At 59.4% G+C, this 24518-nt stretch carries 20 protein-coding genes; 10 read left to right on the forward strand and 10 right to left on the reverse strand.

The window, feature by feature from the left end; all coding sequences use genetic code 11:
* Positions 1 to 154: 154 nt before the first annotated feature.
* Positions 155 to 1990 carry an ABC transporter ATP-binding protein gene (locus ACPYOJ_RS16495; protein WP_481417234.1) on the reverse strand — a complete coding sequence of 612 codons (1836 nt, stop codon included), beginning with the start codon at positions 1988 to 1990 and terminating at the stop codon, positions 155 to 157.
* A 35-nt stretch (positions 1991 to 2025) separates the two neighbouring features.
* Complete coding sequence (locus tag ACPYOJ_RS16500) at positions 2026 to 3222, reverse strand: aminotransferase class V-fold PLP-dependent enzyme (RefSeq protein ID WP_481417235.1); 1197 nt, start codon at positions 3220 to 3222, stop codon at positions 2026 to 2028.
* Positions 3223 to 3300: 78 nt separating this feature from the next.
* Here ACPYOJ_RS16500 and ACPYOJ_RS16505 point away from each other — a divergent pair, with 78 nt between their 5' ends.
* Positions 3301 to 4167 carry an IclR family transcriptional regulator gene (locus tag ACPYOJ_RS16505; RefSeq protein ID WP_168834328.1) on the forward strand — a complete coding sequence of 289 codons (867 nt, stop codon included), beginning with the start codon at positions 3301 to 3303 and terminating at the stop codon, positions 4165 to 4167.
* A 13-nt stretch (positions 4168 to 4180) separates the two neighbouring features.
* Here the strand turns inward: ACPYOJ_RS16505 and ACPYOJ_RS16510 are convergent, their stop codons facing one another.
* From ACPYOJ_RS16510 to ACPYOJ_RS16540, 7 genes are all read right to left on the reverse strand, one after another.
* The gene (locus ACPYOJ_RS16510) at positions 4181 to 4693 is read right to left on the reverse strand and encodes a RidA family protein (protein WP_168834327.1); all 513 of its coding nucleotides are present in this window, start codon (positions 4691 to 4693) and stop codon (positions 4181 to 4183) included.
* Between the two features lie 24 nt (positions 4694 to 4717).
* Complete coding sequence (locus ACPYOJ_RS16515) at positions 4718 to 5929, reverse strand: amidohydrolase/deacetylase family metallohydrolase (RefSeq protein WP_481417236.1); 1212 nt, start codon at positions 5927 to 5929, stop codon at positions 4718 to 4720.
* A gap of 3 nt (positions 5930 to 5932) precedes the next feature.
* Positions 5933 to 6802, reverse strand: coding sequence for an ABC transporter permease (locus tag ACPYOJ_RS16520; RefSeq protein WP_481417237.1), 870 nt, complete (start codon positions 6800 to 6802; stop codon positions 5933 to 5935).
* Positions 6802 to 7743: an ABC transporter permease gene (locus tag ACPYOJ_RS16525; protein ID WP_481417238.1), complete on the reverse strand. Its 942-nt coding sequence runs from the start codon at positions 7741 to 7743 to the stop codon at positions 6802 to 6804. The genes ACPYOJ_RS16520 and ACPYOJ_RS16525 overlap by 1 nt, the downstream gene beginning before the upstream one ends.
* A 63-nt stretch (positions 7744 to 7806) precedes the next feature.
* On the reverse strand, positions 7807 to 9333 hold the full coding sequence (locus tag ACPYOJ_RS16530) for an ABC transporter substrate-binding protein (protein ID WP_481417239.1): 1527 nt from the start codon (positions 9331 to 9333) through the stop codon (positions 7807 to 7809).
* Positions 9334 to 9530: 197 nt separating this feature from the next.
* Positions 9531 to 10484 (reverse strand): C45 family autoproteolytic acyltransferase/hydolase, encoded by a 954-nt coding sequence (locus ACPYOJ_RS16535; protein ID WP_481417258.1) that lies wholly within the window; start codon positions 10482 to 10484, stop codon positions 9531 to 9533.
* A 366-nt stretch (positions 10485 to 10850) separates the two neighbouring features.
* Positions 10851 to 11501, reverse strand: coding sequence for a hypothetical protein (locus ACPYOJ_RS16540; protein ID WP_481417240.1), 651 nt, complete (start codon positions 11499 to 11501; stop codon positions 10851 to 10853).
* 860 nt (positions 11502 to 12361) lie between these two features.
* On the opposite strand from ACPYOJ_RS16540, the gene ACPYOJ_RS16545 reads away from it, so the two are divergent.
* Positions 12362 to 12496: a hypothetical protein gene (locus tag ACPYOJ_RS16545; protein WP_481417241.1), complete on the forward strand. Its 135-nt coding sequence runs from the start codon at positions 12362 to 12364 to the stop codon at positions 12494 to 12496.
* Positions 12497 to 12534: 38 nt separating this feature from the next.
* On the opposite strand, the gene ACPYOJ_RS16550 is transcribed toward ACPYOJ_RS16545, so the two are convergent.
* A complete protein-coding gene (locus ACPYOJ_RS16550) occupies positions 12535 to 13254 on the reverse strand; it encodes a response regulator (RefSeq protein ID WP_481417259.1) in 720 nt (239 codons plus the stop codon).
* 377 nt (positions 13255 to 13631) lie between these two features.
* Between ACPYOJ_RS16550 and kdpF the strand changes: the two genes are divergently transcribed.
* The 8 genes from kdpF (at position 13632) to ACPYOJ_RS16590 (ending at position 24513) form a co-directional block, all read left to right on the forward strand.
* Positions 13632 to 13712 carry a K(+)-transporting ATPase subunit F gene (gene kdpF, locus ACPYOJ_RS16555; RefSeq protein ID WP_168832197.1) on the forward strand — a complete coding sequence of 27 codons (81 nt, stop codon included), beginning with the start codon at positions 13632 to 13634 and terminating at the stop codon, positions 13710 to 13712.
* A 134-nt stretch (positions 13713 to 13846) separates the two neighbouring features.
* Positions 13847 to 15550, forward strand: coding sequence for a potassium-transporting ATPase subunit KdpA (gene kdpA / locus ACPYOJ_RS16560; protein WP_481417242.1), 1704 nt, complete (start codon positions 13847 to 13849; stop codon positions 15548 to 15550).
* 12 nt (positions 15551 to 15562) lie between these two features.
* Positions 15563 to 16237, forward strand: coding sequence for a potassium-transporting ATPase subunit KdpC (gene kdpC / locus ACPYOJ_RS16565; protein ID WP_481417243.1), 675 nt, complete (start codon positions 15563 to 15565; stop codon positions 16235 to 16237).
* Positions 16238 to 16251: 14 nt separating this feature from the next.
* A complete protein-coding gene (gene kdpB / locus ACPYOJ_RS16570; RefSeq protein WP_481417244.1) occupies positions 16252 to 17643 on the forward strand; it encodes a potassium-transporting ATPase subunit KdpB in 1392 nt (463 codons plus the stop codon).
* Between the two features lie 28 nt (positions 17644 to 17671).
* On the forward strand, positions 17672 to 19783 hold the full coding sequence (locus tag ACPYOJ_RS16575; protein ID WP_481417260.1) for a DUF4118 domain-containing protein: 2112 nt from the start codon (positions 17672 to 17674) through the stop codon (positions 19781 to 19783).
* Positions 19755 to 20465 (forward strand): response regulator, encoded by a 711-nt coding sequence (locus ACPYOJ_RS16580; protein WP_481417245.1) that lies wholly within the window; start codon positions 19755 to 19757, stop codon positions 20463 to 20465. The genes ACPYOJ_RS16575 and ACPYOJ_RS16580 overlap by 29 nt, the downstream gene beginning before the upstream one ends.
* A 261-nt stretch (positions 20466 to 20726) precedes the next feature.
* Entirely contained in the window at positions 20727 to 22430 is a 1704-nt protein-coding gene (locus ACPYOJ_RS16585) for a hydantoinase B/oxoprolinase family protein (protein ID WP_481417246.1), read from the forward strand.
* Position 22431: 1 nt separating this feature from the next.
* Positions 22432 to 24513 (forward strand): hydantoinase/oxoprolinase family protein, encoded by a 2082-nt coding sequence (locus tag ACPYOJ_RS16590; protein ID WP_481417247.1) that lies wholly within the window; start codon positions 22432 to 22434, stop codon positions 24511 to 24513.
* Positions 24514 to 24518: the final 5 nt, after the last annotated feature.

Below are 24518 nucleotides of genomic sequence, written 5' to 3' on the forward strand. Positions count from 1 at the left end.
CGCAGCTGCTTTGCGAAAGCCGGACCAAATTTCCGGCCCAGCGACGGATCGTCTCATACGAAACATAAGGCCATGTACCAGCAGCATCTCCTCGACCAGGCGCGGGCTCGGCGGAAACCGAAAGATAAAGCCGAACCACCGGACGCTGCGGCATTTAAAGCGCCACCATATGACCGGGGGAGACCTCCAGATATTGCAGGGGCTGGAGCTTGTGGTCGATCGGCCGGATGGGGCTCTTCAGTTCCTCGTTCACTGGGCCGCGGTGTTCACGTCGACGGTCCGGATCCGGAATCGGCACCGCCGACATCAGCTTTTTCGTATAGGCATGCTGGGGGTTGTCGAAGACGGCAGCACGCGGTCCGATCTCGACGATCTCGCCGAGATACATGACCGCGACGCGATGGCTGACGCGCTCGACAACCGCCATGTCGTGCGAGATGAACAGGAAGGCGAGGTTGAGGCTCTGCTGCAGATCGAGCATCAGGTTGATGACCTGCGCCTTGATCGACACGTCGAGCGCGGAGACGCTTTCGTCCGCGACGATCACTTTGGGCTCGAGCGCCAGCGCCCGTGCGATGCAGATACGCTGACGCTGACCGCCGGAGAATTCGTGCGGATAACGCGACGCCATATCTGGGGAAAGTCCCACTTTCACCAGCAGATCGGCGACGGTATCGCGGGCCTGCTTCGCGGTTCCCATGCCGTGCTCCAGATAGGGTTCGGCGATCGCGGCGCCGACCGTCATGCGCGGGTTGAGGCTGGCGAAGGGATCCTGGAAGATCATCTGCACGGATTTCCGCATCTCGCGTAGACTCTTCCTGTCGAGGGCCAGCATCTCCTTGCCCTCGACCAGCACCGATCCGCTCTGAGGCTCGATCAGCCGCATAATGGCGCGACCGGTTGTCGACTTTCCGCAGCCGGATTCGCCGACGAGCGAAAGCGTTTCACCGGCATGGAGGTCGAAGGAAACGTTCTCGACCGCATGGACGCGGCCGCTCAGCTTGCCGAACAGACCGGAATGGATATCGAAACGCCGGACAAGATTCTTGACCTCAAGCACCGGACGCTGCGCAGAGGCGACCGTGTCGGTTACCTCGGTTGGCACATCGGATTCGCCCGTCTTGGTATTGACGACGGGAAATCGCAGCGGCCGCTTGTAGTCCTTCATCGAGCCGAGAACAGGCACCGCTGACAGCAAGGCGCGCGTATACGGATGGCTGGCCCGATAGAAAATATCGCTCGTGATACCCGTCTCCACCTGCTCGCCGCGATACATGACGACGGTGCGGTCGGCGATCTCGGCGACCACTCCCATGTCGTGGGTGATGAAGAGGACGGATGTTCCTTCTTCTTCCTGGAGCATTTTGATGAGGTCGAGGATCTGCCCCTGGATCGTCACGTCAAGTGCGGTCGTCGGTTCGTCGGCGATCAGCAGCTTCGGCTTGCTCGCAAGTGCCATGGCGATCATCACGCGCTGGCGCATACCGCCGGAAAAACGGTGCGGATATTCATCGAAGCGCGACGCGGCCGAAGGGATGCGCACCTTGTCGAGCAGCCGAATGGTCTCCTTCTTCGCCTCGGCCTTGCTCATATTCGTGTGGCAAAGCAGGGCCTCGGAAATCTGGTCTCCGATCGTAAAGAGCGGATTAAGGCTCGTCATCGGCTCCTGGAAGATCATCGCGACGTCATTGCCGCGCACCTGGCGCATCTCGCTTTCGGGCAGCGCAAGAATATCGCGGCCTCCGAGCATGATGCGGCCCTCGATGCGGCTGGAATCGGCCTGCAGAAGCCGCATGATCGAGAGCGAAGTAACGCTCTTGCCGGAGCCGGATTCCCCGACGATCGCCACCGTCTCGCCCGGCGCCACCGTGAAAGAGACGTCGCGAACGACCGGCTTCCATTCGCCGTCCACCAGGAACGAAGTCGTCAATCCCTCAACGGCAAGGACGGGCTGTTCTGTCCGGATCGTTTGGGCTTGGAAGCTGCTCATGTTCGTTTCCTCTCTTCGTACGGGAGCGATCGGAATTAATCCGGCCAGCGCAAAAGACCGGCGAAGCGGCGCTTGCTGCGCTCTTCCAGCGGCGTGGCGATGATCTCGTTCGAGGCGCGGGCCTTGTCCAGCTCCTCAACGAGACGGCTGGCGACAACCGTCTCTTGACCGGGATGCAGGTTGCACGGGTCGAGATAGAAGTGGTTGTGCTCCACTTCGTGATCCCGCACGATGACCGGCGGATTGCCGCGGGCAAGCGCATCTGCCAGATCCCAGGCGGTGATATGGGCCTCTTGTAGCGAGAGGATCACGCGCATGCGGTCGAGCGGATTGTTGGTCGGATCCGGCTCGATCACGGCCTTGACGCCGGAACGGCCATTGAGCGTCTCCTGCCAGAGCTTCAGATAGCCAATTTCCCGGGCGCGGATGCCGGCGTGGTCACGTTTTTCCCAGGCTTCCAGCGCCGCCATGACGCCGTAGACGCTCTCCTTGCCGACCTTCATGCCGCGGCCAATCCCCATATTCTGCAGGAAGGCATTGCGTACCAGTTCCTTCTTGCCGGCGACGATGCCTGAGGTCGGGCCGCCGAGAAACTTGTGGCCGGAATAGAGGACGATGTCGGCACCCTGCTCGAGGAAGATGCGCAGATCATACTCAGAGGCGGCATCGACGATGACCGGAACGCCCTTGGCGTGGGCGATCTCGCAGAATTCCTTGAGGCTCAGCATCGCATAGTCGACGACATGGTGCGAAACGACATAAACAGCGGCGGCGGTCTTCTCGGTGATCGCATATTCCATGTGAAAGCGATGCGTCGACGTCGCCTGACCGATGAGAACGGCTTTGCCGCCCGCAAGCCGGATCGCCTGGTCGACCGGAGCGCCATAGCTGACGACATGCCCCATCTGAACCAGAACCTCGTTCTTTTCCGGCGTAGCATCCGGCAGCTTCTCGATCGCCAGCAGATTATTGCCGGTGATCGTCGCCGCCACCGCAAGGCTGATGCCGGAGGAGCAAGAGGCGGTAACGAAGCCCGCTTCAGCGCCCGTCAGACGCGCGATCACGGTGCTCGCCTTGCGCTGCAAGTCGTTGATCTCGACAAATTGCGGCAGGATCGCCGACATGGCGGCAATTGCCTCGGGAACCACGATCGAGGCGCCGAGGCTGGTCATCGTGCCCGATACATTGATGACCTGTCGAAGGCCGAGGGATGGGCGGACGTCATCTGTCATGTTCATCTCCAGAATTTTTTACTGTCGAGACCTGTGGTTGTGAAAATGCCGCATCGACAGCTATGCCATAATAATGTAATGAGCTCTCGAATTTCGAATGGGAGTCGAAGCTTGGATACGAAGTCATCATCCGTCGATTACCCCGATGAGCCCGAAGCGGATGTCGACAATGGGGTGAAATCCACGCGACGGTCGCGCGTCAGCGGCATCGACCGCGCGCTGCAGGTGATTGATTATCTTTACGAAACCGGTTCTCCGGCCGGCGCCTACGCTATCGCCAAGGCCGTCAAGGCGCCGCTGTCCACGGTTTACGTCATCATCGACGACCTGATCGAAAAGAACATGCTGGCGCGCAATGCGGACGGCTCGATCTGGCTCGGCGCGAGACTCTACCACTACGGTCTCGCCTATGCGCGTTCGCTGGACTTCATGAGCGTCGCCACCCATGAGATGCACGATCTCTGCCGTCAGGCGGGCGAGACGGTGCAGGTCTGCGGCCGCGACGGCGACCACATGCTCGTTCTCGCCATGGCGGATGGTCCGAGCCATTTTCAGGTCGCCTCGCGTGTCGGCACCCGCGTTCCGCTGAACTGGACGGCCTCCGGCAGGCTGCTGGTTGGCCATCTCCCGGAAGCCGAACGCATCGAGCTTTTCAGGCGTTGTGCGCGTTCCTCGCCGACGGGGCGTGCCGACGTCGATCCGGATACCCTGTCTGCTGCGGCCGCAAGTGCGTTCGAAACGCGGCTTTCGATCCAGGCGGGAGAATCGGACTATGCGGTTGCATGCATCGCCTCGCCGATCTGCGACCGCGACGGCAAGTGCGTCGCGACGATTTCGATCGTCCTGCCCGAGCAGAAGGCCTTTTCTGACGAGAGCCACTATACCTCCCAGGTCATCGCCTCGGCGCAGAAGATCGAAAAGCTGATGGGCTGGCGCAGCCATTGAAATCTGCTTCCTCTCAGTCGTGCAAGGCGACGATCGCCTCGATCTCGACGGTAATATTGCCCGGCAACGAGCCGAAACCGACAGCGGAACGCGCGTGCTGGCCGGCGTCGCCGAAAACCTCGATCAGCAGGTCCGAACAGCCGTTGATGACGCTCGGATGATCCTCGAAATGCGGCACGGCATTCACCATGCCGAGTAGCTTGACGACCCGCTTCACCCGTGACAGATCGCCGAGCGCATCATGCATGACGGCGATCAGGTTGATGCCCGTGAGCCGGGCATGCTTGTAGGCATCGCCGACGCCGACGTCGGCACCGACCTTGCCCGCATGCAGGAAGCCATCGGCCTCCCGTGGACCCTGGCCGGAAAGGTAGAGTATGTTGCCTTCCCGCACATGCGTCACGAAATTGGCGATCGGTGGCGGCGACGGCGGAAGCTCGATGCCGAGCGAGGAGAGGCGCTGATAGGGCGCGCTCTGACTTTTGCCGGCGGTTGCTGGGGACTGGTTCACGCAAACTCCTGTCATGCGATTTTCTGATTGGCTCGGCTGTTAGCGATAAGAGTAACCATGGCTGTGGCGAACGAGCTTGCGGGCTCTCGGAATGTAGCGGCTGGCGGCGACCGCTTCGGCACCGATGACGGCATAACGAGGCTCGAACAGCTTCGTGAGGACCGAGACATCGCCATTCGAATCGGTGGCTTCCAGCTCGGAATCGATCAGATCGAAGATGGTGAAATCGGCGTCAGCGCCAACGGAAAGTCGATTTTCCATGGACAGCTTGATGACGGAGGCGGGCGCATGGGTAACCGCCTCCACGACCTTGTCGAAAGGCATCCCGACCGAAAGCAGCTTCGACATGGTTGTCGCGAGATCCCAGACCGGGAAATTCATCGAATGGCCGTGCAGATCCGTCGAGATGGAGAAGGGTAACAGGCCGCGCTTGATTGCAGCCTCCGCCACCTTGAACGAGAACGACGCACCGCCATGACCGATATCGAGGCGGATGCCTTCGCCAGCACAGCGCTCGGCGAGATTGAAAAGGTCCTCGTCCTCCATGATGCTGCTACCGGCCTTGCCGTTGAAGCAGTGGGTGACCACATCGCCGGGGCCGAGGATCTCAAGGACTTCGTCGTAAAGGGCAGGCGGCTCGCCGACATGCACCATCATCGGGATCTTGAGAATCTTGGCGATCTTCTTGCCGAGCTTGACGGGCGTAGCGCCCCATGAGCCGGTGATGACATGGCTGGCGCGCACCTTGATGCCGACAATATGCTCGCTGTTTTGCCCATAGACCTCGAGAATGCGGTCGAGATCGATATCACGGATATCCCTCAGTTCCGTTACGCGGTTGCAGGCAACGAGGCCGATGGAGCCGAGATTGAGGAAAGCCTTGATGCGCTCGCGCGACGGCTCGATGATATATTCGCGGAAGCCGTGAAAATTGGCCTCGCCGGCGGACCCCGCATCGACTAGCGTCGTGACGCCGCGCTCGGCGCCACATTCCGACGGGCGGATCGAGATGTCGGTCCCGCCGTGCCAGATATGGACATGCAGGTCGACCCAACCGGGTGAAATCCAGGCGCCCTTGCCCTCGATGCGTTGCACGTCGCCCGCAGCGGCCAGCGACGGACCGATCTCGGCGATCCGGCCGTTAGCGTCGACGAGAATATCGACCGCGGCGTTCGGCGCGTCGGCACCGAAAGCCATAGGCTTCACATTGGTGATGAGGAGGGGCTTCATCGCCTTGTCAGCGGAAGACATGACCTACAAATCCTTTCTGAGTCTTGGATCGAGAATATCCCGTAGCCCGTCGCCGACCATCTGCAGCGAGAGCACGGAGAGAATGATGGCAAAGCCGGGAAAGAGCGTCATCCAGTCGGCCTGGCCGATATATTGCCGGCCGGCGGCGATCATCGTTCCCCAGGTCGGAATTTCGGGGCTGACGCCGAGACCGAGGAAGGAAAGTCCCGCCTCGGCGAGCATCGCGCTCGCAAACAAGAAGGTGCCCTGCACCAGAATTGGCGAGAGCAGGTTGCGCAGTACATGCCGCGTCATGATGTGGGGTGTGGAAATGCCGAGTGCCTTTGCGGCTTCCACGTAGGGCAGTTCACGGATGACCAGCGTCGAGGCGCGCACGATACGCGCCAGCCGCGGCGCGTAGACGACCGAGAGTGCGATGATGACTGTCGCGAGCGACGGGCCGAGCGCTGCGACCAGCGCGATCGCCAGCAGAATGTCCGGAAAGGCCATCATGGCATCGATCAGGCGGGCAATCGGTGCATCGAGCTTCTTGAAGAAGCCGGCGAGCAGGCCGAGCGTCACACCGATGACCGCCGAGAGCGTTACCACGGCCACGCCGACCAGCAGCGACAAGCGCCCGGCATAGATGGTCCGTGAGAAGATATCGCGGCCGAATTCGTCCGTACCGAAGAAGAAGGTTCCGCTCGGCGGCTTCAGCCGGTTCACGATCGAAAGCTTCGACGGCGAATAAGGCGCAATCCAAGGTGCAAGCACGGCAAGCACCACGAAGATCGCCAGGATCAGCACGCCGAAAGCGACAGTCCTGCGCTTCAGCAGGCGCCTGAAGAACTTGCTGCGCTCGCTCTGTATGGGTTTCGAAGCAATATCGGTCATCAGTAGCGCACCCTCGGATCGATCAGCAGATAGAGCATGTCGATGGCGAAATTGATCAGCACATAGAGCGCGGCGATGACCAGCAGTGCGCCCTGGATGACCGGATAGTCGCGGCGAAGCACTGCGGAAACGACCAGATTGCCGACACCCGGCAGGCCGAAGACGGTCTCCGTGACGACCGCACCGGAAATCAGCACGGCTGCGGTGAGGCCTATCACCGTCAGGATCGGGATCAGCGCATTCTTCAAGGCGTGCTTCAGGACGACGCGGCGCTCGATCAGGCCCTTGGCGCGAGCGGTGCGGATATAATCATCTCCGAGCACGTCGAGCATCGAGGCCCGCGTGAAGCGCAGGATGAGCGCCGAAGAGACGATTCCGAGCGCAAAGGCGGGCAATGTGAGGTGATACATGCGATCGAGGAATGTCGAACCGGGACCGCCATAGCCCGACACCGGGAAGAGGCTGAAGCGGACGGCAAAGAACTGTATCAGGATAAGGCCGAGCCAGAAGCTCGGGATGCTGGCAGCCAGCATTGCGACCGTCGTCGCCGCCTGGTCAACGAGGGAGCCGCGGCGATAGGCGGCATAGATGCCGATCGGTAGCGCGATGATGCTGGCAATCAGAAGCGAAAAGACGGTCAGGAAGAAGGTCGGCTCGGCGCGATCGAGCAACGCGGACGTGACCGGCATGTTGAGGAAGATCGACTGGCCGAGGTCGCCCTTCAGCAGTTGGCCGATATAGTAGACATATTGGACGAGCAGCGACTGGTCGAGGCCGAGGTTGGCGCGAAGATCGGCAATGTCCTGAGGCGTCGCATCCGGCCCGAGCATCACGGCCGCAGGATCGCCGGGCGTGACACGCACGATCACGAAGACAATAGTGACCACGAGGAACATGACGACGATCATGCCGAACAGGCGTTGTAGGATGTAGCGTATCATGGATATCCGATCCTCAGGACAGCCCGAGACCGGCCGCCATGCAGCCAGTCTCGGGCGTCACCGTTACATCTTGATCGAAGCGTTCCAGAAATACGGCCACGGAGCCGGATCAACGCCCTCGAGTTTGGTGGATTCCGCAGCAAGCGCGTTGAAATCACCGATTTTCATGAAGGCGACATCGCTGTAGATGGCCTTCTGAACGTCAGCCCACAGTGCCACCCGCTTGGCCGGATCGACCTCCGACGTGAAGGCATCGACCGCCGCCTTGCGGACCGGCGTATCCCACCAACCTGGCGAGCTGGTCGAAAGCGCTCCAATCAGCGCCGGCTCGGGAAGGAAGGGGCTGTGGGTGATATAGATGTCCCAAAGCTTCGGATCGGTGCGGCGCTGCGTCAGCGTCGCCCAATCGACCACCTGCATGTCGACGGTGAAGCCGGCAAGCTTCAGATATTCCGCGGCGACCTGCGCCATCTTGTAGTGGAATTCGTACTGCCGGCTCGTCAGGATACGAAGCGGTTCGCCATTGTAACCCGCCTTCTTCAATGCCTCTGCAGCACCCTCCGGGTCGGCGAGGTTGTAGGCGCCCTCGACACCGGCATCGGTGTGCCAGGAATAGGCGTCGGGATAGATGTCGCCGTCAAGCGTGTAGAAATCCGTGCTGCCGAAGGCAGCCGCCATCATGTCTTCCATGCTGAGCGCCTGGCGGATCGCCTTGCGGACCTCGACGTTCTTGGCGATGCCTTCCTTGGTATTGAAGACGAAGACTGGATAGCCGAAGGGTTTCAGCATGATCGGCTGGGTTGCGCTCGAGCCTTTCAGCTTGTCGAAGGACTCGACGGGAAGCGAGTCGACATAGTCATACTGACCGGAGACGGCGGCCTCGACTCGGGTGTTCGGATCCGGAACCGGCACGAAACGGATTTCGTCGAGATACTGGTGGCGTGCGCCGCCATAGCCGTCGCTCTCGCCGTCACGCGACTTGTAGCCGTCGAAGCGTGTGAGCTGGATATACTGGTCCGCCTTGCGCTCCTTCAGCATATAGGGACCGGTTCCGACGAAATCCTTCATCGGCGCGTCCTGCTTTTCTGACGGAATGATGATGGCCGCCGAATTGTTGAAGGCCAGCAGCGAGGTCAGCGGCGCATAGGGCTGCTTCAGCGTGATCTTGACGGTGGCCGGATCGACGGCGGTGATCGTGTCGATAAACCCGGCCGCCTGCTTGCCGCGCGAGGCGACCTTCGTCCAGCGGTTCAGCGACGCCACAACGTCTTCCGAGGTCATGTCGGTATTGTCGTGGAACTTGATGCCGGTCCTGAGTTTGATGGTGTAGGTTTTTCCGTCTGCGCTGATCTCAGGAAGGCTTTCGGCAAGAAGCGGCGTGACCTTCCAATTCTTGTCGAACGTATAGAGCGTCTCGAAGATGTGCTGCGTCACGATGCCGACGAGATCGGCCGTCGACGACATCGGATCGAGCGTCGGCGGCTCGCCGATGGTCGCGACATTGATGACGCCACCCTTCTCCTGGGCCATGAGCGCGGAAGGCAATGCGACGAGCGCGGTGCCAAGAAGGCATGCAAGGACAGTTTTCATGCTGCTGATCTCCCGTTCAGTAGTTCCACAATTATGTTATAGTGAATTTTATAATAGAATAGCCAACGAGGAGGACCTGTCAATCAAGAAAGAGCAAACGATCCGATCTCTCCGTATCCGCGTATCCGCACAAAGCGCGAACGAGAGGGATTTCGTCGTCACTCACTTGAGCAACGACGAAGCGCGTCGATCATAGGTCAGCCGTAGCAATGAGTGTATTCGCCTACTCGGAAGTCGTCGAAATCTTGGGACCAGCGTTTCCCCGGCCAGATGTAGTCCACGCGTCCTTCTGCAGGCCGGTAGACGGCCGTGTAGAGCGTTGGGTAAGGACTCCGCCCGGAATAGAGCGGCGGCATAAGGAATAGGCCAGTCAGCCTCGAAAGAGACATCGAAGGCTCCTCAAGAGCCTGTAAAACCCGGAGCTGACGCGCCAATGAAGACGATGAGGGCCTTGCGGTTCGCTGATGGTTCGTGCAGGCCTTCAGACGCGAAATGATTGGTCGCTGGCGGGGGCCGAGGAACAGGGTGGCGTAGCGGCCCGAACGGTCCAGGACGGTCACGTTCTGGGGAAGCGCCACTGGAATTCGGCACAGCGCTTCCACGGCCTGGTTCACGTGGTGGCAGGTCTCGAGGACGTAGCGGATCATGAGGATTATCGAGAAACCGACGCCCTGAGTGCGGCTTCCGCCGAGGGTCACGCTGGCGACCAGTCCTTCTTCGTTCATCCCGTCGACGCAACCTCCCCAGGGTCGCTGGGCCTTCGAGATCACCCTTAAGCCCGACCATGCGGTCATCTCAAAGCGGTCCGAGACGATGTCGGGCGGATAGTCGAAGTTGCGGATCAGCGCCGGGCCTTCTTCTCCGAGCCAGACAGCCTGGCTGCAGCCATAACGTTCCGGCGCGGGACGGTAGTGGCTCAGCATCCTGTGCGCCACCTCATCATCTCCTACGAGGGCGCAGGCGTGCTCATAGTGGGGAATCAACTCCGGCATATGCTGCAGCAAGGCAGCGCGACAGTCTTTGGCGGTTGGGGTCGGTGACACGGCTTGGCCGAAATACCAGCTCTCGGCCTCAGTTCGCCCAGCGATAAAACGGGATAGCCAGGCTTTCCCCGGCCGGTCCTCCCGCGCTGTGACGAACGTCTTGTCCATAGCAAAAGGAGTATAAGAATTGAACAGCGCGAATGGCAAGGAAAGCCTTGACGTCTACTCGCGACCCACCCTCTGCCGGCGAACTTTTCTGGGTCAGACACTCGCCCCTGAACGAACAAAGCCCGGCGCTGTGCTGGACAGCTCCGGGCCTGTTTGACTGCGATTGAAGACAATGCAGTCATTTGCAACGACATTGGACGTGCGTTGCGCAAAGGTAACGCGTGTCGAAGCGATATGTTCCCGAGCCAAATCAAATCATGAAATCGCACGTCTCGGTGAAGTGCTGATTGTTCGCCTGACTAGCCCGGCAAAGCTAACGAACAGCCCGCCCTTTAACTCGGAGGCGGGCTGCTGCCACCGTCGCGGTCATTCGACCCTGGAAGCCAGCACTCCGAAGACAACCTTTTTCCGGGTTGCTTCAAGCTTTTCGTTGCCATCGCCGTCGTACCGGGCTGACCCCCACGAGATAGAGTCGACGAAGCTGCGCGAATACACTTCAGCTTTGGTAGCAACCGCTACAGATGAAGTTACGAAGTAAGGCTTGTTCCTCGGCAATATCTTGTTTCTGCAATTCTCCGCGAGGTTCGAAATAATAAAGTCGCTGGGATCGCCATCCGTCTCGACTGTGGACGTCGTGTATCCTGTCACTTTAGTGCGAGTGTATGGAATTCGAAGATTGCTTGGACCGACGCCGACCGAGACGTTTGAGAGATAGACCTGATCCTCGACTACGTCGTCAGGTTCAGAAGGTGTCTGCTCCTGCACAAGAGCTTTCAAAGCATTCTGCTTTTCAAAATCCTTCTGGCAGATTTCGTAGAACCGCCCAGATCGGTCTTGGTGATAGATCCTTCCAGCAAGAACCGTCTTTGAAGGCACAAGTGCCGTCGAATATGCTCCGGGCTGGAGTGCTTGTTCTGCAGCGGTCTGACTCAGTAGCGGATTACGCTGCTGAAAAACGCCTTTCTGGCACGAACTCAATAACGCAACGGAAACACACAAAATAAGAACTTTGTTCATTGCCGCCCCCGATAAAACCTTGACGCGAAAAAAGAGCGGTGATTCTAGGTTGTAGTCAATGTGCAATTATTCGCAGGAATCAGTCGGAGTAGATTTAGCTATACTTGATTGATGGGCGAGATGTGCTCCGAAGCGCCGAGACGGGAACTTGATAACCCATGATCGAAATGTCACTGACAAGCGCCTTGATCGGGCTTCAGTCGGGATGATTAGGGCCTCCATGATCCTCGATCTTGACGCGGACACCGTGCGCACTGTCACGGCCGGTATCGGTGGTTGTGATCCACGTGCAGCGTAGCCGTATTTTACAAAGGCTGCATAAAAGAAAGCCGCCGGAATGAGCGCGTTGTCCGCGCCCATTCCGCTTCGGACCAGACACGTCAGGTCCATTGCCGCTTTTATACGAAGATTATATCAGCGCCTGCCCGTCCCAATCGAAAACATATGCCACAATCGATAGTTTTTCCGTCGCGGACGAGTCTTCGTCAGCGCGGACAGATGCATTTTCGCTGGAAGGAAAAAGACGATGTATGGTCGCTGGTGGGCATATTACTTGCAGGCGCGCGAGCGTCAGGTGGCTCAGTCTCATCCATCTTGGAAGACCCGGCAAGCGAATGAGGTTGCGTTCAATCGCACAGACGACCTCTGGATCTTGATCAGGCTCGCCCTGGTCCTCGCTGTCTTCTTTGCCGGCCTCGCATGCATCCTCTGGGTCGCGAGCTGACTGCCGACCGATGAAGTCAATCGAGCTGAACGAGATATCGCGGGCGACGGTCAGGAGATTTGTCTGGAAGTGTTACATCGCGTCTGCGATTGCCTTGTTCTCCAAGGCAAACTACCTGACATCGGCATCCCGATGCTTGTTCCTGTACGCAGCCCTCGCGGCCGTCGTCGCCACATTTACCCGCCAGCGCTATTCCGCCGACAGCCTTAATCATTGGAGCGAAGCGCTGTGGCTGAGCTTCCTCGCCGCGGGCCTGTATTTGCTTTTGTGAGCTTTCGGATCGCTCTTCGTCTCTATTTGTGCCGGATCCTATACTCGGATGCCGCCTGCTATACGATCCTGCTGCGTGCTGTGAAATACATATCCTGTCCCAGGCTCTGTAACCAGGTATCTGGGTTTCGCCGGATTCGCCTCGATCTTGCTGCGAATTTGCGAGACATAGACACGGACATATTGGCTGTCGACCTGTTCGTTCCACATTTGCGAAACCAGAAAGCGGTGCGTCAGAACCTTCCCCGCATGCCGAGCAAAGATCTGCAATAGGTCGAATTCCTTACGGGAGAACGAGATGGAGCGCTCCCTTAACGTTACGGAGCGCTTCTCGGCATCGAGCTCGAATTCTCCAATCCGAACGGGCAGCCGAGTCTCCGGTCGTATCATACAGCGTCGCAACATTGCTCGGACCCGCGCGCCGAGCTCTTCAAGATTAATGGGTTTTGTCAGGAAATCGTCCGCGCCGGCATCCAGCGCCGCAACCTTCACCCCGGTATCGCCTCTATGCGAGATGACAAGAATTGGAGCCGCGGCGAATATCTTGCGAAGCTCCGGGATCGTCTGAGAACCGTCGATATCGGGAGCTGCAAGATCAAGGATGATCAGATCCGGCTCCGTCTCTGCGCGTCTGACAGCCTGAGCCGCGGAGGCGGCGGCAAAGGTGCGATAACCCAACGAGCCGATCAGCGCGGTGAGAGTGTGCCGAAGCTTTTCCTCGGTTTCGATGATTAGTATCTCGGGGGCATGGATCGGCATCGCAGACACGTTGGTTGCCTTTCTGTCTCGCTGCTTTGAAAAGCGACCTTCGACCGATTACCAACTTAATTGTCAGAACGACGTTATATTTTCGGGATCTCTATAAAGGCTATATAAGTACCGGCATCAAACGCCTGGATCATTACGCCGTCTTTACACAAGCGCGTAAAATCTCAGCACTAACCTTATACGCGAAGCAATAAATCATGTCGGCAACTCTGATTACTTAAGGAGTCGACAAACATGATAAGCGTTTTCCTACCCTTTGCTCGGCGGTTTGCATCTGCCGCGCTGATCTTCCCGTCAGGAAGACCCGACAATTCGTTACGCCGGATCAATCGCTTTCCGGGGGAAACACTGTCGTGACATCTTCACTGATGACAACGTTGGCTGGCGTCTGCGCCACTGGCCTGTGCGTTTACCTATTCTACGCCCTCGTGAAGCCAGAGCGCTTCTGAGGACAGATCAACAAATCCAACAACCAACCTGGTGGCAATTATGGGCGACCTCGTATTCGTGGCGGTGACGCTCGTCTTCTTTCTTTTCACAGCGGGGTTCCTCGTGACCCTGGATCGGATCTGAGGACGCGCACGTGACACAAGACATCATTCAATTCATCGTCATTCTCTCGATCATGACCGGCTTGGTCGTGGTCCTCGGCAAATGGATGACGCATCTTTTCACAAGTCCTAAACATAACATCCTCGAACGTATGACATATGGTGTCCTCGGCGTCACGCCGGAGGAGAGGATGTCCTGGAAGCGGTACGGCATGGTGCTCGTGCTGAGCAACGCCGCGATGATGCTTTTAAGCTACCTGATCCTGCGATTGCAGGACCTTCTGCCTGGCGATCCATTGGGCCGCGCATCGCAAGCACCGGATCAGGCATTCAACACCGCTGCCTCGTTCATAACCAACACCAACTGGCAGTCTTATGCTGGCGAGTCGAGCCTGTCGAATTTCTCGCAAATGGCGGTGATTACCTTCCTTATGACCGTCAGTGCTGCGACCGGGGTGGCGGCAGCTGGTGGTTTCATCCGGGGCCTCAGCCGCAGAAGCACCGCCGATATCGGCAACTACTGGGTCGATTTCACGCGCGTCACCTATCGCTTGCTTTTGCCGCTTTGTGTGGTCATGGCGCTGGTCTATGTCTGGCAGGGCATGCCGGAAACGCTCAGCGCGGAGGCAATCGCAAGCACCCTCGAGGGCGCCAAGCAACAACTTGTCATCGGGCCGGTCGCCAGCCTGGAGTCGATCAAGCACATCGGCACCAACGGTGGCGGCTTCTATTCCATGAACGCGGCGCATCCGTTTGAGAACCCGACGCCGCTCACGAACACGCTGCACATCCTCAGCATGTTGCTGATCCCTTCGGCGCTCACCTACACCTTCGGCGCTATGATCCTGCGCCGCCGGCAGGGATGGGCCTTCTTTGCCGCCTTTCTCGTCATGTTCGTGGGCTTCCTTGCCATCGTCTATAGCTCCGAGCAGAGCGGCAATCCGTTGCTTGCTCGACTGGGGGTCGACCAGACCCACACAGTTCTCCAGGCCGGTGGTAACATGGAAGGCAAGGAGCTGCGTTTCGGCATCGCTCAGACCAGCCTGTTCGTAACGACCACGACCGCAGCCACGACCGGCTCGGTGGACTCGATGCACTCGTCGCTCACACCGCTTGGCGGTTTCGTGCCGATCGCGCAGATGATGCTGAACAACGTTTTCGGCGGCGACGGTGTTGGTCTCATCAATCTGGTGACCTATGCGATCCTGACTGTGTTCCTGGTTGGCATGATGATCGGGCGCACGCCTGAATTCCTCGGAAAGAAGGTCGAGGCCCGCGAGATGAAGTATGTGATGCTCGCGATCCTGGCTCACCCGTTCAGCATTCTCGGCTTCACGGCGCTCGCATGCCTCATGCCGTCGACGCTCAACAGTCTTGCTAACTTGGGCCCGCACGGCTTCAGCGAGGTTCTCTACGCCTACACGTCGGGCACCGCCAATAACGGCTCAGCCTTTGCAGGCCTTAACGCGAACACGCCCTTCTTCAACACGACGATTGGCTTGGCCATGTTGATCGGACGCTTCCTCACGCTGCTCCCCATGTTGGCGGTCGCAGGCGTGCTGGCAGCCAAAAAGACCGTGCCGGAAGGTCCAGGAACGCTTTCGACTGCAACGCCTTTGTTCACCGGTCTTCTAGTCTTCGTCATCATTGTCGTCGGCGGTCTAACGTTCCTGCCGGCCTTGGCTCTGGGTCCGGTCGTCGAGCATCTATTCATGCTCTCCGGCACGACTTTCTAAGGATTGCTTCCCATGCAAAACATATCCAAAGCAACAGCGCCTGTTGCCCATTCTGTCACTCGCAGCGTTGTGCGACCTGCGCTCGTGTCTGCCGCCTTCTTCATGGTGGTCACCGGCATTGCCTATCCCCTGGCGACAACCGGCCTTGCCAAACTTCTCTTCCCGAGACAGGCCGAAGGAAGCCTTGTCATCGCCAATGGGCAGGTGGTCGGTTCAAGCGTCATTGGCCAGTATTTCTCGAAGCCAGAATACTTTCATAGTCGGCCAAGCGTGACGTCGGGAGCGGACCCGGCTGATCCATCGAAGACGATCGATCAGCCTTACAACGCCGCCTCAAGCGCGGCGAGCAACCAAGGCGTTACCAGTAAGAAGCTTCTGGATGCGGTTGCGGATCGCACCCAGGCTTACCGAGAGGAGAATGGACTTGCACCGGATACTCCCGTTCCGGTCGACGCCGTCACGGCATCCGGCTCAGGCCTCGATCCGCATATTTCTGTTGCCAACGCCAGGCTGCAGGCGGCCCGCGTGGCCACCGCACGCGGCGTTTCGACGGAGAAAGTGCAGGAGCTGATCGATCAGAACACGAGCGGTCCGCAGTTTGCCATTCTCGGTGACCCGAGGGTCAACGTTCTTGAACTCAATCTCGCGTTGGACGAGGCCTCACCGGTCCGTCCTAACGCACAGTGAATAGGCGGTGCCTCATGTCACGTATAGACGCAGTGGCGCCGCAAGGCGCCGATATTGGCAGCAAGGCCAGGCCGGTGAAATGGACATCGGTCATCGGTGAGGCTTTCAAGAAGCTTTCCCCGCAGGTTCAAGTGAAGAATCCGGTGATGTTTGTCGTTTACCTCGGCAGTATCATCGCGACGCTTTTGTGGATCCAGGCCCTGCAGGGTCAAGGAGAAGCTCCTGCCGGCTTTATTTTTTCGATCGCCGCCTGGCTCTGGTTTACGGTGCTCTTTGCCAATGCCGCCGAGGCGATGGCAGAGGGGAGAGGAAAAGCGCAAGCCGATGCTCTTCGTGCAACCCGTCAGACAGTGGTGGCGCGAGTTCTCACCGAGGCCACTCGAGGAAGCTCGTCCACATTGATGCCAAGTGATGAGTTGGAGGTTGGCGCCTATCTGCTCGTCGAAGCCGGCGAAATCATCCCGACGGACGGCGAGATCGTCCAGGGGGCCGCCTCGGTCGACGAATCGGCCATCACAGGTGAATCTGCCCCCGTGATCCGTGAGGCGGGCGGTGATTTCTGCTCTGTCACCGGCGGGACCCGCGTGCTGTCCGACTGGATCATCATGCGTGCGACTGCAAAGCCGGGCGAGGCCTTCCTCGACCGCATGATCGCCATGGTGGAAGGTGCCAAGCGCGGCAAAACCCCGAACGAGATCGCTTTGACGATCCTGCTTGTGGCACTCACTTTGATCTTCCTCCTGGTCTGCGTGACGCTCCTGCCGTTCTCGAGTTTCAGTACGATCGTCAACGGCACGGGATCCGTAGTGACGATCACCGTGCTCATCGCCCTGCTGGTCTGCCTGATTCCGACAACCATCGGCGCATTGCTGTCGGCTGTCGGCATCGCGGGCATGAGCCGGATGATGAAGGCCAATGTGCTCGCAACGTCGGGGCGCGCCATCGAGGCAGCTGGCGACGTCGACGTCCTGCTTCTCGACAAGACCGGCACGATCACGCTCGGCAATCGCGAGGCCACCAGGTTCCACCCCGCGCCGCGTGTCGATGAGCGCACGCTTGCCGACGCCGCCCAGCTTGCTTCGCTCGCTGACGCGACGCCGGAAGGCCGCTCGATCGTCGTGCTCGCGAAAAATGCCTTCAACATCCGCGGCCGCGAACTCAAAGGAGCGGAGGCAATCGCGTTCAGCGCTCAGACGCGCATGAGCGGTATCAACATCGAAGGGCGCCAGATCCGCAAGGGCGCGGCGAGCGCAATCCGCACCCATGTCGAGGCGATCGGAGGTGTATTCCCACAGGAAGTCACCAAGATTTGTCGAGGATGTCGCCCGGCGCGGCAGCACGCCTCTGGTGGTCAGCGATGGTGTCACCGTTCTCGGCGTTGTCGAACTCAAGGACATCATCGTTGACCTGCCGCCGGACGACCTGCTGGCGCGCATGAATGCAGGCAAGGTCTACCTGCCGGTATCGGTCGAGCGCGCGCGACAGAATTTTTTTCGCCGCGGCAATCTGATCGCTCTGCGCGAACTGGCGCTTCGGCGCGTCGCCGACCGCGTCAATTCCGATGTGCGCAGCTACCGCGTCTCCCACGCCATCAAAACGGTTTGGCCCACGCAGGAATTGCTCATGGTCTGCGTCAGCGCAGACCGCTCCCAGGATCGGTTGGTCCGCGAAGGTGCGCGACTCGCTCAACGCCTGCAGGCCAAATGGATCGTGGTTCATGTCGACCAGCCGTTTCAAGGCGACGACCCGAGAGCGCGCGAGACACTGTTGAATATCGCCGCGTCTGCCCAAGCCGCAGGGGCGGAGTTTGCGAATGTACCGGGGCAAGATGTTGCCGAAACTCTCATGGATTACGCGCGCAAGCGCAACGTCACCAAACTCATCATAGGTAATTCCGCCCGCCGGCGTTTCATGCCTTACCGGCCGCGACTTCAGGAGCGCATCGCACGTGCAAATCCGGAAATGGGTTTGATCCTGCTGGGCGTTGACGAGGTTCGGCCGGCAATCAAACGCAATGTTGCCGATGAGCCCGTGGGTTATGGCCGGACGCTTGCGGTTGCGACGCTTGCGTGCGGGGTGACGACCGCACTCGCTGCCTCATTGATCCGCGTTTTTGACCTCTCCAACGTCGTCATGTTGTTCCTGATGACGGTCGTCTTTGTCGCCATGCGTCTCGGGCGTTTCGCCGGTGCCTGGGCGGCTTTGCTATGCGTCGCGTGCTTCGATTTCTTCTTCGTTGAGCCGAGACTGTCCTTCGCCGTCACCGACACCCAATATATCTTCACCTTTGCCCTCATGCTGGTCGTAGCGCTCGTCATCAGTCAGCTCGCCGCTCGCATGCGTTCCGAAGCCAGGGTCGCACGCGCAGGAGAGCGTCGTGCATCTGCACTTGCTCGCGTTGCCCGCGATCTGTCGAGCGCCATAAAGCTCGAGCAGGTCATCTCGGTGTGCCGTGATGCCATCACGCCTTTGTTCGGTGCAACCGTGCTTCTTCTGATCCCGGACGAAAAGGAACGCCTGGTCCCCACCCAGGATGCCGCCCTTATCGATCTGTCTGTGGCTCAATGGGCCTTCGAGCACGCGCAGGAAGCAGGTCTCGGCACCCAAACGTTGAATGCGGCCGACGCGCTCTATCTGCCTTTGAAGGCGTCGATGGCCACCCGAGGGGTGCTCGCCATCCTGCCTACCGACGCTCCCTTGTCAAACAATCCCGATGACCGGCGCCTCCTCGACGCTTGCTGCTCGTCCATCGCTCTTGCTCTTGAACGCATCCACTTTGTCGAGGTTGCTCAGGACACGCTCGTCCGGATGGAAGGCGAAAAGCTGCGCAATGCGCTCCTTTCAGCGGTCTCTCACGATCTCAAGACGCCGCTCACCGCAATACGCGGCCTGGCTGAAACGCTCGAGTCCACAAAGGATCTTCCCGAGGAGGATCGAAGCGATCTCGCACGCTCTATTCGCGTTCAGGCGGATGAGCTGAAGCGGCTCGTGAGTAATCTGCTTGACCTCGCGCGGATGCAGAGCGAGGGGGTGCGTCTCAACAGGGAATGGCATTCTCTCAGCGAGATTGTCGGCAGCGCACTGGCGCAGTCGGCTCCGCTTCTGAAGCCACGGACAATCCGGACCAACCTGGCGGCCGACCTGCCTCTCGTCGAGGTCGACGCGACCCTCATCGAGCGCGTTCTGATCAACCTGTTCGATAATGCTGCGAAATATACGCCAGCGACGAGCACCATTGCAGTTCGTGGCGGCGCCTCAGGCGATTCCATGTATCTGGTCGTCGAGGACGATGGCCCCGGCTTGCCGGCGGCTGACCCCCAAGTGCTATTTGAGCCTTTCACCAGGGGTCGGAAAGAATCGTCGATTGCCGGAGTTGGCCTTGGCCTCGCGCTTTGCCGCAGTATTGTTACGGCCCACGGAGGAACTATCCGGGCTGAGATGCGAAAGCCACACGGCGCTGCCTTTGAAATCCGGTTGCCATTGGGTACGCCCCCTGAAATCGAAAGCGAGATTGTGAATGATCAAGTCAAGAGTGCTGATCGTTGAAGACGAAGCTGATATTCGCCGTTTCGTCCGCATGGCGCTTGAAAAGGAGGGAATGAGTGTCTTCGAGACCGCTACGGCTGAGGAAGCCCGCATAAATGCCGTAAGCCGCAAGCCGGATCTCATGATCGTCGATCTCGGCTTGCCGGACGGTGACGGAAAAGATTTGATCCGCGAGGTCAGAGGTTGGGTTTCGGCACCCATCCTCGTACTTTCCGCTCGAGAACGGGAATCCGAGAAGGTCGAGGCGCTGGATGCTGGGGCCGATGACTACCTCATAAAGCCCTTCGGCGTGCCTGAATTGCTGGCCCGTGTACGGGCACAACTGAGACGCGCCAATTCGGTGGGGCAGGGAGTGGCGATTTCTCCCTCCGTCAAGTTCGGGAAGATCGAGGTCAATCTGGCCACGCATGAGGTGCTGCGGAAGGGAGAGCCCGTCCATCTGACGCCGAACGAATTTCGGTTGCTGACCGCCTTGATCCGAGGACACGGCAAAGTGCTGACACACCGGCAACTGCTTATGGATGTTTGGGGGCCGGGCTACGCCGAGCGCTCTCATTACATTCGCATTTACATGGCTCAGTTGCGGCAAAAGCTCGAGGACGATCCATCGCAGCCCGTCTATCTTATCACCGAATTGCAGGTTGGTTATCGCCTCGCCGGGCTTGAGGTCGAACTCGGCTGAGGCAATTAAACCGTGCAGTGTTGTTCACGGTCGCTGGTATGGTGAAGCAGACGGGTACCCTGTTCCCAATATAGAACTAAGCAAGCTTCTTTATGCCGACTAGTGCACTGCCGGGACTCACATCAAAAACTAATGGGCCGTATTTTCCATCAGGGCGTGTATGCTTAAAATGCATAGATGCATGCTATTTAAGTCGTTGACCGCATAGGCAAATGGCGATTTTCTTTCCGTCGAATTCTTTTGCACGGAGAGAAGGTTTCAATGACGGGCAGCTTCACCGACGCCATAGATATCGAAATCCAATGGCAACGTTTGATCTCCTTCCTTTCAGAAGCGGCGCTCACGATCGTCAAGACGTCGTTCTCGAAGATCGTAAGCGAAGGCGGCGACTTTGGTTGTCTCTTCTATGACAAACATGGCCGGATGATCGCCCAGGACACAGGTGTCTCCAGCAAGCTTGCGCCGTCTCCACGAACGGTGGCGACGATTCTGGAGCGCTTTTCGGCCGGCAAAATCAACGAAGGCGACGTCTTCATTACCAATGACCCGTGGCTCTGCTGCGGCCATCTCTACGACATTTCGGTCATTAAGCCGCTCTTCCATCGTGGTGCGCTCATCGGCTTCGGCGAATGCCTCGCGCATGTGCCCGATATCGGTGGCAGCCTGACAAACAACTCCCGCGAGGTCTACGAGGAAGGCCTTTGCCTTCCTGTCATTCACCTCATCAAGGCCGGTGAGGATATTCCGGAGGTATGGGACCTGATCCGGGCAAATGTCAGGGTACCCGACCAGCTGGAGGGCGACATTCGAGCGTTCATCTCCGCCCTGGAGCTCGGCGAGAGACGCGTTGCGGCATTCCTGGCGGATCAGAAGCTCGACAACCTGCAGGGCATTGCCGACGAGATCATCCGGCGCTCGGAAAGCGCCATCCGCAAGAGCATCCTGGAGAACATTCCCCCGGGCGTCTACACAAACCGGATTTCCCTTGACGGGCTTGAATCGGAGGAGCCGCTTTCGCTGTCGGTGACCATCGAGAGGGACGAAAACGGCAACCTGACAGTTGACTACGATGGAACCGATGGTCAGAGCGCTGTCGGCATCAACTGCACGGAAGCCTACTCCCACGCATGGACCTTGTACGCGATCCGCTGCATCGTGGCGCCGTCCATTCCCTATAATGAAGGCCTGTTCAAGCCGATATCCATGAAGGCGCCGCTCGGCTCCTTTTTGAACGCCCGCCATCCGGCTCCTGTCCGGATGAAGTCGAGCACCGGCAACTTCATCCCGGCCGCGATCTTCGGGGCGCTTGCATCCATCACGCCGGAGAGGGTCATTGCCGAATCCGGGATCAAGTGCGTCATCCGCTGCTTTGCCACCGCGGACGACGGTCGTGCCCTGGCGGAGACCCCGCACTTCATGGGTGGAATTGGCGCGAGATATTCGAAAGACGGTGTCTCCTGCATGTCGTTTCCGGCTGCCGGCGCGGAAACGCCCATCGAAATGCTCGAAAACTCCCTCCCGATTACCATCACTCACAAGAAATTGATTCCGGACTCGGGAGGGCCGGGGCGCTACCGGGGCGGTCTCGGACAGCAAATCGGGATCCGATCGGAAAGCGCGCACCCGCTGAAGATGCTCGTGCAGAACATCAAGGTTCATACCGCAGCCATCGGATATGCCGGTGGGCACGACGGCGGCCACGGCTTTAACCGCATGGGACATCGCGACCTGCCTGGAAAGACGAATGTCGTTTTGCAGAAGGGCGAAACGCTCGAAATCGGCCTTTCGGGCGGCGGCGGCATGTTCGACCCCCAAACCAGACCGATCGACAACGTCCTGAGCGACGTTGCGGCAGGCCTCGTCACGCCAGCGGCCGCAAGGCGCGTTTACGGGCTGGTCTTGAGCGACGACGGACAGCTCGACAAGGCAGCGACACAGGAACTGCGCACGGCAAGGAGGGCTTGATATGTATCGGTTAGGCATCGATATTGGCGGCACTTTCACCGATCTGGTTCTTCTCAACATCGACACAGGCGAACGGAGGCTGGGCAAGGTATTGACGACGCCGGACGACCCCGCCGTTGGCGCATTGCGGGGCATTGAAGCAATCCTCTCCAACGCGGGTGCTACGGCCGACGAGCTCCGGCATGTCATTCACGGCACCACTCTCGTCATCAACGCGATCATCGAACAGAAGGGCGCCCGCGCGGCGCTTTTGACCACCGAAGGCTTCCCCGACATTTTGGAGATGCGGCGGGGCAAGAGATTCGACATCGACGATCTCTTTATCGAAGTTCCAAAGCCTCTCGTGCCCAGAAACCTGGTGGGCGAGGTGACCGAACGCATGGACCACAATGGCAAAGCGCTGACGCCTCTCGACGAAGAGACGGCCAAGATTGCCACCCAAACCCTGGTCGATGCGGGGGTCGAGGCGATCGCCGTGTCCTTCCTTCACTCCTACAGAAACGCCGAACATGAAATCCGCACACGCGAGCTTATTCGGGAGGTAGCGCCCGAAATTCCGGTCAGTATTTCATCCGAGGTCGCACCCGACATCAGGGAATATGAGCGCACGTCGACGACCGTCGCCAACGCCTACACCCAGCCGATCATGCGGCGTTACCTGAACAGGATGGCCGCCGATCTGAAGGGGCTCGGCTATCGGCACGATCTATATCTGATGCTGTCCGATGCCGGGCTGACGACGGTCGATACGGCGACGGCCTTTCCGATCCGTCTCATGGAATCCGGCCCGGCAGGGGGAGCGGTGACCGCCCGCCACTACAGTGACCTGCTGGGGCGTCCGGATCTCGTCGCCTTCGACATGGGCGGCACGACTGCCAAGATCACCTTCATTTCCGGCGGAGAGATATTGACTTCCGATGAGCTGGAAACGGCGCGCCGCTATCGCTTCAAGCGCGGCAGCGGGTTGCCGATCCGCATTCCCGTCGTCGAGATGATGGAGATCGGCTCTGGGGGAGGGGGGATCGCCACAATCAACGACATGGGCCTTCTCAAGGTCGGTCCCCACAGCGCCGGCGCAAGTCCGGGGCCGGCCTGCTACGACCTTGGCGGCGACGATCCGACCGTAACGGATGCCAACCTGGTTCTCGGATACCTCAACCCGTCTTACTTCCTCGGCGGAAGGATGACCTTGTCCGCAGAAGCCGCCACCGCCGCCCTTGGCAGGCTCGGCGATCGAGCGGGGCTCGATCTGACCCGGACCGCCTGGGGTGTCCACGAGATCGTAACGGAGGACATGGCGCAGGCAGCCCAGCTGCATCTGCTGGAACGCGGTGTCGACCCGCGGAAATTTTCCCTGGTTGCGTTTGGCGGCGCTGGTCCACTCCATGCCTGCCGCCTCGCCAAGAAACTCGGCATTGGCGAGGTCGTCATTCCGTCCGGCGCCGGCGTGGCCTCGGCATTCGGCTTCCTTGCGGCTCCGCTGTCCATCACCCTCGTTCAGGGCTATCCGATTGAGCTCGCAAGCATCGATCTGAACCACCTGCACGCCCTCTTCGAGCAGTTGGAAAGCCGCGGGCGCACATTCGTGGAGCGGGCCGGCGTCAAGGCCTCGGAAATCTCAATCCGTCGCTTTGCCTCGCTACGCTATCGCGGACAGAGTAGCGAGCTCAAGATTCCCGTCCCGAACGGCCGGCTCACGAAAGACGATATCACCCATCTGTCTGCGGCTTTCTCGGATGAATTCCAGCGTGTCTACGGGCGCGCAAACCGTAAGGTGAAGGTTGAAGCCCTGAACTGGCAGGTCCAGACCTCCGGCCCGAAGCCGGTTGTGGCGAACGCCAAGGACAGCGGCACGATCGAGCACACGCCTGTCGGCGGCACCCGCATGGCCTTTTTCGAAGAGGCCAACGGCTATGTCGTGACGCCAACCTACGTACGCTCGGCGCTGGCGATCGGATCCAGCCTGCGGGGGCCGCTTCTCGTCGAGGAGGACGAGTCCACCACCGTGATCCCACCGGACGCGTCGCTGACAATCGACGAGCACCGCAATCTCATCATCAGGTTCGATACGCATGTGAATTAGCCGAC

The organism is Rhizobium sp. SVR5-9E (genome assembly GCF_056755095.1).